Raw genomic sequence first — 12,244 nt, 5'->3', positions numbered from 1 at the left:
GTGCGGGTCCTGTCGTTCTCGGGTCATCCGGCCGCGCCGGCTGCGGGCGCGGGGACGACCCCGGTGTCGCGGGCGAGGAGGTCGTCGATCGACTCGCCCCGGACCAGGGTACGGGCAGCGCCGTCCGCCACCGCGACGACCGGCGGGCGGCCCACGTGGTTGTAGTTGCTCGACAGCGCCCAGCAGTAGGCACCGGTGGCCGCGACGGCGAGCAGGTCGCCTCGGTGCACGTCGCCGGGCAGGTACTCGTCGTGCACGACGATGTCGCCCGACTCGCAGTGCTTGCCGACGACGCGCGTCAGGACGGCCGGGGCGTCCGAGGTGCGGGCGAGCCGGGCGGTGTAGTCGGCGCCGTACAGCGCGGGGCGGGCGTTGTCGCTCATGCCGCCGTCGACCGAGACGTACGTGCGCGTGGCGGTCGCGCCGTCCTCGGTCTCGAGCGCGACCGGCTTGATCGTGCCGACGCGGTAGAGCGTGACGCCCGCGGGGCCGACGATGTAGCGGCCGGGCTCGACCGCGATCTCCGGCACCGGGATGTCCCGCTCGGCGCAGGCCTCGGCGACGATGGTGGCGAGGGCCTCGGCGACGTCCTCCGGGGCGAACGCCTCGTCCGCCTCGGTGTAGTCGATCCCCCAGCCGCCGCCGAGGTTCAGCTCCGGCACCGGCCCGGACTGCACGAGCTCGGCGTGCACGTCCATCAGACGGCGGGCGGCCTCGCGGAAGCCCGACTCGTCGAAGATCTGCGAGCCGATGTGCGAGTGCAGACCGACGAACGCCAGGCTCGGCTCCGCGCGCACGGCTGCGGCGGCCTGGACGGCCTCGGTCAGCGGGATGCCGAACTTCTGGTCCTCGCGCGCGGTCGCCAGGTACTCGTGCGTCGATGCGTGGACGCCGCTGTTGATCCGGATGCGGACGCGCTGCACGGTCCCGGCGTCCGCCGCGGCACGGGCGACGCGGCCGATCTCCTCGTGGCTGTCGAGCACGATCGTGCCGAGGCCGACCTCGACCGCGCGGGCGATCTCGGCGTCGGACTTGTCGTTGCCGTGGAAGCCCAGGCATGCCGGGTCGACGCCGCCGGCCAGGGCGACCGCGAGCTCCCCGCCCGTGCAGACGTCGACGCGGAGGTCGGCCTCGGCCATCCACGCGGCGACCTGGGTCGTGAGGAACGCCTTCGCGGCGTAGTAGACGTGCGCCCGGGTGCCGATCCGGCCGAAGGCGTCGTCGAACGCGGTGCGGACGCGGACGGCACGGGACTGCACGTCGCGCTCGTCGACGACGTAGAGCGGCGTGCCGTACTGCGCGACCAGGTCGGCGGCGGCGACGCCGCCGATCGCGAGCGAGCCGTCGTCGGTCCGCGTCGCGGACGCGGGCCAGATGCGCGCGCTCAGCGCGGAGGCGTCGTCGGGGACCCGCAGCCGCGGCGGGGCAAGGGGGTTCTCGCTCACGGGACCCGATCCTAGCGAGCCGGGACGAGCCTCCAGTCCGCTGTTACGGGCCGACACGCGCCGACACGCGCCGCGACGGGACGCGACTCCCCCCGCCACGTCCGACGTCACGGGCCGTGGCGCCCCGACATGCCCGCGCCCGCGCCGTCAGCTGCCGCAGGTCCCCACGGTCTGCAGTCCCTGCTCCGTGAGCGGCAGCCGGTCGGCCGTCACCCGCACGGTCGCCTTCGACCCGGTGATGTCGAGCGAGCGGACCCGCAGCTGCTCCGGCAGGAACTGCGCCGTGCAGACCGTCACGGGCACGTCGGTCACGCCGGGGATGGAGTCCACCTTGAGCCCGAGCGCCGAGTTCGTGATCCGGACCGTCTGCGGCGTGATCGTCACGCCGCGGCCGTCCGACTGCGCCACGACGTCACCGGTGGCCGCGTACGAGATGTCGTAGCCGAGCACCGCGGTGGAGCCGGAGAGCTCGACCCCGCCGTCGACGAGCCGGAGCCGGTCGAACAGCGGGCTGTACTTCGCCAGGTCCTTCACGCTCGAGGCGGCGAGCGTCACGTGCCCGTCGACGTCCCGGACGTCGCCCTTGCCGTCGACCGGGACGTCGTGCACGGTGACGTCCGCCGCGAGCGGGACGCCGTCGACCGTGATCCGGTCCGACGAGATGTCCACCCGGTCGAGCGTCCCGGCGATCAGCTGCGGCAGGACGATGCCCTCGGCGTGGGCAGTGACCTCGCCGGTCGTGCCGTCGGGCAGGGACTGCTCGACCTGGTCGGCGATCGTGCGGTCCACCACGCCGCGCAGGACGAACTCGGCGACGACCGCGAGCGCGGCCAGCACGACGAGGAGCACGACGAGGACGATCGGCCAGCGACGGCGCTTCCGGGCGGGTGCGGGGGCGACGGACATGCGTCCCAGCCTGCCAGGGTCCCCCGGCAGCCGGCCTGGAGGCACGGGTGCGGCCCGGCGCGTCGGCTGCGGCGGGCGCGCGGCTGGCCGGTGTGCGGTCGGGCGGGGGCGGGCGCGTGTCGAACCAGGAAACCGACGTCGAACCAGCCGCGGGGGCTGGTTCGACGTCGGTTCCGTGGTTCGATCCGGGCGGGGCCGCGCTACATGCGCTCGGGAGCGGAGACGCCGAGCAGCCCCAGGCCGTTGCGGACGACCTGGCCGGTGGCGTCGTTCAGCCAGAGGCGGGTGCGGTGCAGGTCGGTCACGGCCTCGTCGCCGAGCGGCGTCACGCGGCAGGCGTCGTACCAGCGGTGGTACAGCCCCGCGAGCTGCTCGATGTACCGCGCGATGCGGTGCGGCTCGCGCAGCTCCGCGGCCTGCCGGACGACCCGCGGGTACTCCGCGAGGGCACCGAGGAGTGCACCCTCGGTGTCGTGGGTGAGCAGCGAGGCATCGAACGCCGAGCGGTCCACCCCGGAGGCGGCGGCGTTGCGCGCCACCGACTGCGTGCGGGCGTGGGCGTACTGCACGTAGAAGACCGGGTTGTCGTTCGTCCGCTTGGTGAGCAGGTCGAGGTCGATGTCGATCGCGGTGTCGCTGGCGAACCGCACGAGGGCGTACCGGCCGGCGTCCACACCGACGGCGTCGACGAGGTCCTCCATCGTCACGATCGTGCCGTTGCGCTTGGACATCCGGAACGGCTGGCCGTCCTTGAGCAGGTTGACCATCTGGCCGATGAGGATCTCGAGGTTCGTACCCGGCTGGTCGCCGAACGCCGCGCACATCGCCATCATCCGACCGACGTAGCCGTGGTGGTCCGCGCCGAGCATGATGAGGTTCCGCTCGAACCCCCGCTCGCGCTTGTCGAGGTAGTACGCCAGGTCACCGGCGATGTACGCGGGGTCGCCGTCGGACTTGATGACGACGCGGTCCCGGTCGTCGCCGAAGTCGGTCGTGCGGAGCCAGAGCGCCCCCTCGGCCTCGTACATCATCCCGAGCGACTGCAGGCGCTCGATGGCGCGCTCGACGGCCTTCGACTCGTGCAGCGAGTTCTCGTGGAAGTACACGTCGAAGTCGACGCCGAAGTCGTGCAGCGACTGCTTGATGTCGGCGAACATGAAGTCGACGCCCTCGCGGCGGAACAGCTCCTGCGCCTCGTCGCGGGGCAGGTCGCGCACGTCGCCGTCGTACGTCGAGAGCACGCGGGCGGCGATCTCGCTGATGTAGGCGCCGCCGTAGCCGTCCTCGGGCGTGGGCTCCCCGAGCGCGGAGGCGACGAGGGACCGGGCGAAGCGGTCGATCTGCGCACCGTGGTCGTTGAAGTAGTACTCGCGGGTGACGAGGCCGCCCTGCGCGGCGAACACGCGCGCCAGGCTGTCGCCGACCGCGGCCCAACGGACGCCGCCCATGTGGATCGGGCCGGTCGGGTTGGCGGACACGAACTCGAGGTCGATGCGGACGCCGTCGTACAGGTCGCCGTGCCCGAAGGACGAACCCCCGTCGACGATCGTGCGGGCGATCTCCCCCGCGGCCGCTGCCTCGAGCGTGATGTTGATGAAGCCGGGTCCGGCGACGTCGACGGACGCGACACCGTCGAGCTCGGACAGCTCGCCCGCGATCTCCGTCGCGAGCTCGCGCGGGTTCGTGCCGAGGCGCTTCGCGAGCTGCATCGCCGCGTTCGAGGCCCAGTCGCCGTGTGCGCGGTTCTTCGGCCGTTCGAGCGCGACGTGCGACTCCCCGACGGTCACGGTGTCGGACGCGCCTCGTCGCTCGACGATCCCGGTCAGGATCGACAGGTACGCGGCGGAGAGTTCGGCAGGAGTCACGAGGGTCGATCCTACCGGGACGTCCAGGCGGCTCCTGGCCCGCGTCTGGTCGCGTGCACCATCATGTCCGGATGACCACCCGCAGCCGTGCCCGGGCGATCACCGTCGCCGTCCTCAGCGTGACCGCGTCCCTCGCCCTCACGGCGTGCACGGGCGGGTCCGGCGGCGGCTCCCCCAGCGCCAGTGCGAGCGCCGGACCGATCGGGCAGCGCGTGGCGCAGAGCTGCACCGACCTGCTCCCCGCGTCGGCGCTGCAGGTGTACGGCAGGACGTTCACGCAGGACACGTCCTGGACGCCCGCGAAGGGCACGCCGGCGGCCACCATCGAGCGCCAGCGCGGTCGCGTGTGCCGCTTCGTCGCGACCGACGACCCCGCCACCACGGTGACGCTCGCCGTCGCCCACCTGCCTGAGAAGTCGCTCACGACACTGAAGGACGCCCTGTACGAGCGCGGCGGCTCGGTGCCGACCTACCGCGTCGAGGGCTACTTCGCCCTGACCGACGGCGTCGGGCGCGCGGACGCGTTCCCCGACCCGTACTGGATCACCACCGAGTCGACCCTGTTCACGGAGCCCGGCGGCGCGCAGCCCGTCGTCGACGCCGTGCACGCGGCACTCGAGCCGAGCGCCTCGGCGGCCCCGGCCGACTGACGGGACGGCACGCCCGGCCGCCGGCCCACGTCCGACGCGACCCGGCAGCGGACGGGAGGCGCGGGGCGGGCCCGCACCGTGCCTCCCGTCCGGTGCGGCGCGACACGCGCTGTCCTGGTGCGGTGCGCAGACCTGCTACGGTTGGTCTCACCCACGAGCCCCCATAGCTCAGGGGATAGAGCACTGCCCTCCGGAGGCAGGGGCGGAGGTTCGAATCCTCCTGGGGGCACCGATACATCTCCGCGCAAGCTGACGTTCTCGCTGCGCTCGATCGGCAGCGCGCGATGTCGCCTCCGGCGACCGTCCCCCACGCACGCGCCCGCCACGCCGGTCTCGACAGGCTGGTTTGCCGGCGCGACACCCGGCGTCACTATGATCCGCGCCGATGAGCACCGGCACCACGGACACCCAGGCACCCCTCGCCCGCGGCACACACGCGCCCGAACCGCGCACCCTGCTCGACGTCCTGCGGGCGACCGCGGCCGCGACCCCGGACGCCCTCGCGCTCGAGGACCCGGCCGGGACCGTCGACTACGCGACCCTGCTCGACCTCGTCGCCGCGCAGGCCGACGACCTCGCCACGCGCGGGGTGCGCCGCGGCGACCGCGTCGGCATCCGCCTCCCGTCCGGCGGCCGCGACCTGTACGTGTCGATCCTCGCGGTGCTCGCCGCCGGTGCCGCGTACGTCCCCGTCGACGCCGACGACCCCGAGGAGCGGGCGGCGCTCGTGTTCGGCGAGGCCGGGGTCGTCGGTGTGATCGGGGCGGGCGGCGTCCTGCGGACCTCCGGCGCGCCCGACGCCGACCCCGCGCCGGTCGTCGACCCCGGCGCGCGTGCGGCGGCACCGACGGTCGACGACGACGCCTGGATCATCTTCACCTCGGGCTCGACCGGTGTCCCCAAGGGCGTCGCCGTGACCCACCGCTCCGCGGCAGCGTTCGTCGACGCCGAGGCGCGGATGTTCCTGCAGGACGCCCCGATCGGCCCGGGCGACCGGGTCCTCGCCGGGCTGAGCGTCGCGTTCGACGCGTCCTGCGAGGAGATGTGGCTCGCGTGGGGCCACGGGGCGTGCCTGGTCCCCGCGCCGCGGTCGCTCGTCCGGACCGGGGTCGACCTCGGGCCGTGGCTCATCGCGCACACGATCACGATCGTATCGACCGTGCCGACCCTCGCGGCGCTCTGGCCCGACGACGCCCTCGAGCAGGTCCGGCTCGTCATCTTCGGCGGCGAGGCCTGCCCGCCCGAGCTCGCCGCACGCATCGCCTCCCGGGACCGCGAGCTCTGGAACACCTACGGCCCGACCGAGGCCACCGTCGTCGCGTGCGGGTCCCTGATGGACGGCAGCCAGCCCGTCCGGATCGGCCTGCCCCTGGACGGCTGGGACCTCGCCGTCGTCGACGAGCACGGGCAGCGCGTCGCCCCCGGCGGCGTCGGCGAGCTCGTCATCGGGGGCGTCGGACTCGGCCGGTACCTCGACCCGGCGAAGGACGCCGAGAAGTACGCACCCTTCCCGGAGCTCGGGTGGGACCGGGCGTACCGGAGCGGGGACCTCGTGCGGTACGAGCCCGAGGGCCTGGTGTTCCAGGGCCGCGCCGACGACCAGGTCAAGCTCGGCGGTCGCCGGATCGAGCTCGGCGAGGTGGACGCCGCGCTGCAGGGCCTGGACGGCGTCGCGGGCGGTGCCGCCGTCGTGCAGCGCACCCCCGCCGGGAACCAGGTGCTCGTCGGGTACGTCGCCCCGGTCGCCGGCGCGACGATCGACACCGCCGCCGCGAACGAGCGCCTCCGGCAGGAGCTGCCCGCCGCCCTCGTGCCGCTCCTCGCCGTCGTCGACGCCCTGCCGACCCGCACCTCGGGCAAGGTCGACCGCGCTGCGCTCCCCTGGCCGCTCCCCGGCGCCACCGACACCGCCCTGCTGCCGGACACCGTCGCGTGGATCGCCGAGCGGTGGGCGGCGATCCTCGGCGTCCCGGTGACGAGCGTCGACGACGACTTCTTCGCGCACGGCGGCGGCTCGCTGACCGCGGCGCAGCTCGTCTCGGCCATCCGCGAACGCTTCCCGACGACGACCGTCGCCGACGTGTACGACCACCCGCGGATCGGCGCGCTGGCCGAGGCACTCGACGACGCCGGGCCGGTCGCCGCCGCCCGGCGCCCCGTCCGTCCGGTCCCGCCGGCGACCGGGCTGCTGCTGACGGTGCTCGGCCTGCCGGTGCAGGTCCTCCGCGGGCTGCGGGTCACGACCTGGACCGCCCTCGCGTCGAGCGTCCTGCACGCGACGTCGTTCCCCGCCCTGCCGTCGCTGCCCTGGTGGGCCCTCGTGCTCGCGCTCGCGGTGTTCGTCACCCCCGTGGGCAAGATGGCGCTCACGGTCGTGCTCGCCCGGCTCGTCCTGCTCGGCGTCCGCCCGGGCGACCACCCCCGTGGCGGCTCGGTGCACGTGCGCGTCTGGCTCGCGGAGCGGATCGCCGAGGCCGTCGACGGCCCCTCGACGTCCGGCGCGCCGTGGATCAGCTACTACGCCCGCGCGCTCGGCGCCCGGATCGGTCAAGGCGTCGACCTGCACACGCTCCCGCCCGTGACCGGCATGCTCACGATCGGCAAGCGGGCGTCGATCGAACCCGAGGTCGACCTCGCCGGGCACTGGGTCGACGGCGACGTGTTCCGTCTCGGCCGGGTCCGGGTCGACGCCGACGCGGTCGTGCACAGCCGCTCGACCCTGATGCCGGGCGCGCACGTCGGCGTGGGAGCCGAGGTGGAGGCCGGCTCCGCCGTCTCCGGCCAGGTCCCCGACGGGGAGCGCTGGGCGGGTTCGCCGGCGGAACGCGTCGGCTCGGCTCGGCACGGTCGGGAGGCACGACCACCGTCCCGCAGGCGCTGGCTCGTCGCGTACGGGGTCGGCTCCGTCGTCGTCGCGGGGCTGCCCGTCGTCGGCGTCGCGGCCGGCGTGACGGTCGCCGCGGCCCTGGTCGGGCGAGCGGACACGATCGGGTCCGCCGTGCTGCACGGCCTGGCGGCCGTCCCGCTCGCCACGCTCGTCGCGGGTGCCGTGTACGCCGGGCTCGTGGTCGTCGCCGTCCGGCTGCTCGGCATCGGCCTCCGCGAGGGCCGGTACCCGGTGCGGTCCCGGACCGGGTGGCAGGCGTGGTGCACCGAACGGGTGCTCGACGCCGCACGGACCCTGCTGTTCCCCCTGTACGCCTCGCTCGTCACGCCGCTGTGGCTCCGGGTGCTCGGGGCGAGGGTCGGGCGGGACACCGAGATCTCGACCGTGCTGCTCATCCCCGCGCTCACGCAGATCGCGTCGGGGGCGTTCCTCGCCGACGACACCATGGTCGCCACGTACGAGCTCGGCGGCGGGTACGTCCGGATCGGGCGGTCGAAGGTCGGGCGGCGCGCGTTCCTCGGCAACTCCGGCATGACCGGGGCCGGCCGCTCGGTCCCCCGCGAGGCCCTGGTCGCGGTGCTGTCCGCGGTGCCGAAGAAGGCCAAGCGCGGCTCGTCGTGGCTCGGCTCGCCGCCGGTGCGGCTCCGCCGGGCGACGACCGAGTTCGACGAGGAGCGCACCTTCCGTCCACCGCGCCGCCTGAAGGTCGCCCGGGGGCTCTGGGAGCTGCTCCGACTCGTGGCGCCGATGGTGTCCGCCGCGATCGCCCTCGGCGTCGCCGGGGCGCTGCTCGCGCTGTGGTCCTCGATCGGGCTCGGGTGGACGGTCCTGCTCGCGGGTCCGGTCCTCATCGTCGCGGGCGCCGTCGCCGCCGCGGTGTCGACGGCCGCGAAGTGGGTCTTCGTCGGGCGGATCGACGCCAGGGAACGGCCGCTGTGGTCGTCGTTCGTGTGGCGCAACGAGGTGCAGGACACGTTCGTGGAGACCGTCGCCCGGCCCTGGTTCGCCGAGCAGGCCGCGGGGACGCCGGCCCTCGCCGCGTGGCTCCGGAGCCTCGGAGCCCGGATCGGCCGCGGCACCTGGATCGAGACGTACTGGCTGCCGGAGGCCGACCTCGTCGAGATCGGCACCGGCGCGTCCGTCGCGCGCGGGACCGTCGTGCAGACCCACCTGTTCCACGACCGGGTCATGCAGCTCGACGCGGTCCGCCTGGACGCCGGCGCGACCCTCGGTCCACACAGCGTCGTCCTGCCGGCGGCGGGCATCGGCCCCGGCGCAACCGTCGGCCCGGCGTCGCTCGTGATGCGCGGCGAGCAGGTCCCCGGCGGTACGCACTGGTCGGGCAACCCCATCGCTCCGTGGACGACCGCCCCGCCGGTGGACCGCGACGAGGACCCGGGCGTGGCAGACTCGACGGCACCGTGAAGCCGAACCCCGACGCCGACCCGTACACCCCGCACAGCGGCGACCGCCGGTGGAGCGCCCTGCACCACGACCTGCGCCTCGGCTACCGCGTCGCGACCAACCGGCTTGACGCGACGGCGACGATCACCGCGCGGGCGCTCGTCGCCCTGGACCGAGTCGTGCTCGACCTGCACGGGCTGCGGGTCGACCGTGCTGACGTCGACGGCGTCCGGGCGGCGAAGGTCGCCGCGTCGACCCACAAGCTGACGGTCACCCCCGCCGAGCCGATCGCCGCGGGTGCCGAGTTCACGCTGCACCTGCGCTACCGCGGCGCACCGCGTCCGCTCCGCAGCCCCTGGGGCCAGATCGGGTGGGAGGAACTGACCGACGGCGTCATCGTCGCCGCGCAGCCGACCGGTGCCCCGAGCTGGTTCCCGTGCAACGACCGCCCGGACGACAAGGCCACCTACCGCTTCGAGATCACGGCCGAGACCGGCTACGACGTCGTCGCGAACGGCGACCTGCTCGGCCGCGAGCAGGCACGCGCCGGCACGACCTGGACCTACGCGGTGACCGAGCCGATGGCCACGTACCTGGCGACCGTGCAGATCGGGCGCTACCGCTCGACACGGCTCCGCGGTGCCGTCCCGCCGGTGACCGTGCACCACCCGGCGGACCTGACGTCCGCGGTCCGGACGGACTTCGGGCAGGTGCCCGAGATGCTCGCGCTCTACGCCGACCGGTTCGGCCCGTACCCGTTCTCGTCCTACGGGATCGTGGTGACGGACGACGAGCTCGAGATCCCGCTCGAGGCGCACGGGCTCGCGGTGTTCGGCCGGAACCACGTCGACGGCGAGCACGGCACCGACCGGCTCATCGCGCACGAGCTCGCGCACCAGTGGTTCGGGAACTCGCTCACCGTCCGCCGCTGGCAGGACATCTGGCTGCACGAGGGCTTCGCCTGCTACGCGGAGTGGCTGTGGTCCGAGCACCGCGGCGGCGACTCGGCGGACGTGCTCGCCGCGCAGCACCGACAAGCGCTGGTCGCCGGGCCGCAGGACCTCGTCGTCGCGTCGCCGGGCGCGCGGGACATGTTCGACGACCGGGTCTACAAGCGCGGCGCCCTCGCCCTGCACGCCGTCCGACGGACCGTCGGCGACGAGGGGTTCTTCGCGGGGCTGCGGACGCTCACCGACCGGTACCGGCACGGCAACGTGGTGCCCGAGGACGTGCTCGGCGCGCTCGCGGACGCGGCGGGACTGCCCGTCGACGCGGTGCGACGGATCACCGGGCCGTGGGTCGACGAACCCGGGGTGCCTGCGCTGCCGGTCGTCCGTCCGGTCTGAGCGGCGCCGAGGGAGCGTTACGAGGCCGCGCGGTCCGGCGCGTGCACGTCCGTCCAGAGCGTGTCGAGCGAGAGTCCGACCTCGCCGGCGACCGCGGCGATCGTGGCGAACGCCGGGGTCGCGATCCGGCCCGTCTCGATCTTCCGCAGGGTCTCGGGCGAGATGCCGGCGGCCAGGGCGACGTCGAGCATCGAGCGCTCGGCACGGGCCCGGCGGAGCAGCGCCCCGAGCCGACGCCCACGCTCGAGCTCCTCGGGACTGAGCGGGAGACGGACCATGGACCTGATGGTAGTACCGGTACTGTTGTACCGGCCGAACTGTACCGGTAGCCTCGACGCGTGATCGAGATCCTGAGCCCCACCGAGGTCGACCGGGCCCGCCGCACGGGCGCCCTCGTCGGCACCGTCCTGCAGACCCTCCGCGAGCGCACCCGGGTGGGCACGAACCTGCTCGAGATCGACGCGTGGGCCCGGACGCTGATCGAGGACGCGGGCGCCGACTCCTGCTACGTCGACTACGCCCCGTCGTTCGGCCGCGGGCCGTTCGGCCACCACGTGTGCACCGCCGTGAACGACGCGGTCCTGCACGGGCTGCCCCACGACCGGGCGCTCGTGGACGGCGACCTGCTCACGCTCGACCTGGCGGTGTCCCTCGACGGGATCGCCGCCGACGCGGCCATCAGCTTCGTCGTCGGCACGCCCGACCCCGCGGACACGGCGCTCATCGCGGCGACCGAGCGCGCCCTGGCCGCCGGGATCGCGGCCGCCCGCCCCGGCGCTCGGACCGGTGACCTGTCCCACGCCGTCGGCACCGTGCTCACCGACGCCGGGTACCTCGTGAACACCGAGTTCGGCGGCCACGGCATCGGGTCGACCATGCACCAGGACCCGCACGTGTCGAACACCGGTCGACCGGGGCGCGGGTACACGCTCCGGCCGGGGCTCCTCCTCGCACTGGAGCCGTGGGTGATGGCGGACACCGACGAACTCGTCACCGACCCGGACGGCTGGACGCTGCGGAGCGCGACGGGGTCCCGGACGGCACACACCGAGCACACGATCGCGATCACCGAGGACGGTGCCGAGGTCCTCACGCACCCCCGGCGCTGAGCGGGACGTCCTGCGGCGCGGTGACCGTGATCGGCAGGCCGCCCGCCGCGACCGCGAGCACGAGGTCCGCGTCGAGCCAGGTCACCGTCACCGGCTGCCAGCGGCCGTCGAGCCGTGCCCGACCGCGGCGGAGGTCGACCTCGACCCGCGCGGGGTCGACGCGGAGCCCGCGGCCGTCGCGCTTGAGCACCGCCTCGGTGACGGCCCACGCGGCGGCGCGGTCCTCCTCCGTGCGGAGCCGGGCGGACTCCCGCGGGCCGGACGCGTCGAGCGGGGCGGCGGCGACGCGCGAGACCCGCTCGACGTCGACGCCGATCGTCGGCGCGGATGTCCCCGCCGGCCGCGCAGCCCCCAGCAGCGCGGCCACGGCGACGAGGCCGGTCGTGCGCGCGAGGCTCACCGGGACGGCCGTACCGGCGGCCTCCGCCCAGGGGCGCCCGTGGTCGGACGCGCCGCACGTCGGACAGGACCGGCCGGTGCGCACGGTGACCGGCTCGACACCCGCAGCGGACGCGGCGGCGGTGACCAGCGCCTCCCGGCCGACACCAGCGGTGTCCGCGTCCGCGGCGACGACGCGCACCGTGACGGCGACGGCGCCGCACCTGGCATCGTTGCGGGACCGGGCGACCACG

General features: G+C 74.7%; 9 protein-coding genes and 1 tRNA gene. 5 read left to right on the top strand and 5 right to left on the bottom strand.

Annotated features, from left to right (window positions below; genetic code table 11):
• Positions 1-23 precede the first annotated feature (23 nt).
• From lysA to argS, 3 genes are all read right to left on the bottom strand, one after another.
• Positions 24-1,445 (bottom strand): diaminopimelate decarboxylase, encoded by a 1,422-nt coding sequence (gene lysA, locus HUN58_RS06685; RefSeq protein WP_180225390.1) that lies wholly within the window; start codon positions 1,443-1,445, stop codon positions 24-26.
• A 147-nt stretch (positions 1,446-1,592) separates the two neighbouring features.
• On the bottom strand, positions 1,593-2,351 hold the full coding sequence (locus tag HUN58_RS06680) for an LmeA family phospholipid-binding protein (RefSeq protein ID WP_180225391.1): 759 nt from the start codon (positions 2,349-2,351) through the stop codon (positions 1,593-1,595).
• A gap of 200 nt (positions 2,352-2,551) precedes the next feature.
• Positions 2,552-4,216, bottom strand: coding sequence for an arginine--tRNA ligase (gene argS, locus HUN58_RS06675; protein ID WP_175326355.1), 1,665 nt, complete (start codon positions 4,214-4,216; stop codon positions 2,552-2,554).
• 71 nt (positions 4,217-4,287) lie between these two features.
• Between argS and HUN58_RS06670 the strand changes: the two genes are divergently transcribed.
• The 4 genes from HUN58_RS06670 (at position 4,288) to HUN58_RS06655 (ending at position 10,503) form a co-directional block, all read left to right on the top strand.
• A complete protein-coding gene (locus HUN58_RS06670) occupies positions 4,288-4,866 on the top strand; it encodes a hypothetical protein (protein WP_180225392.1) in 579 nt (192 codons plus the stop codon).
• Positions 4,867-5,023: 157 nt separating this feature from the next.
• Positions 5,024-5,095, top strand: a tRNA-Arg gene (locus HUN58_RS06665).
• Between the two features lie 156 nt (positions 5,096-5,251).
• On the top strand, positions 5,252-9,178 hold the full coding sequence (locus HUN58_RS06660) for a Pls/PosA family non-ribosomal peptide synthetase (protein WP_180225393.1): 3,927 nt from the start codon (positions 5,252-5,254) through the stop codon (positions 9,176-9,178).
• Positions 9,175-10,503, top strand: a complete 1,329-nt coding sequence (locus tag HUN58_RS06655) for a M1 family metallopeptidase (protein ID WP_180225394.1) — start codon at positions 9,175-9,177, stop codon at positions 10,501-10,503. Before HUN58_RS06660 ends, HUN58_RS06655 begins: the two co-directional genes overlap by 4 nt.
• 17 nt (positions 10,504-10,520) lie before the next feature.
• Here HUN58_RS06655 and HUN58_RS06650 read toward each other — a convergent pair whose 3' ends face one another.
• Positions 10,521-10,781 carry a helix-turn-helix domain-containing protein gene (locus HUN58_RS06650; RefSeq protein WP_141861889.1) on the bottom strand — a complete coding sequence of 87 codons (261 nt, stop codon included), beginning with the start codon at positions 10,779-10,781 and terminating at the stop codon, positions 10,521-10,523.
• A gap of 60 nt (positions 10,782-10,841) precedes the next feature.
• Between HUN58_RS06650 and map the strand changes: the two genes are divergently transcribed.
• On the top strand, positions 10,842-11,612 hold the full coding sequence (map, locus tag HUN58_RS06645; protein ID WP_141861891.1) for a type I methionyl aminopeptidase: 771 nt from the start codon (positions 10,842-10,844) through the stop codon (positions 11,610-11,612).
• On the opposite strand, the gene HUN58_RS06640 is transcribed toward map, so the two are convergent.
• Positions 11,593-12,243, bottom strand: coding sequence for a 4'-phosphopantetheinyl transferase superfamily protein (locus HUN58_RS06640; RefSeq protein ID WP_180225395.1), 651 nt, complete (start codon positions 12,241-12,243; stop codon positions 11,593-11,595). The genes map and HUN58_RS06640 overlap by 20 nt on opposite strands.
• Position 12,244 lies beyond the last annotated feature (1 nt).

The organism is Curtobacterium sp. Csp1 (assembly GCF_013347185.1).
This window is presented reverse-complemented; position numbering and strand designations above follow the sequence as displayed.

Bases quoted from the DNA above. Each gene is read 5' to 3' on its own strand.
- HUN58_RS06680 (WP_180225391.1), bottom strand. From the start codon at position 2,351: ATGTCCGTCGCCCCCGCACCCGCCCGGAAGCGCCGTCGCTGGCCGATC.
- HUN58_RS06670 (WP_180225392.1), top strand. From the start codon at position 4,288: ATGACCACCCGCAGCCGTGCCCGGGCGATCACCGTCGCCGTCCTCAGC.
- HUN58_RS06660 (WP_180225393.1), top strand. From the start codon at position 5,252: ATGAGCACCGGCACCACGGACACCCAGGCACCCCTCGCCCGCGGCACA.
- HUN58_RS06650 (WP_141861889.1), bottom strand. From the start codon at position 10,781: ATGGTCCGTCTCCCGCTCAGTCCCGAGGAGCTCGAGCGTGGGCGTCGG.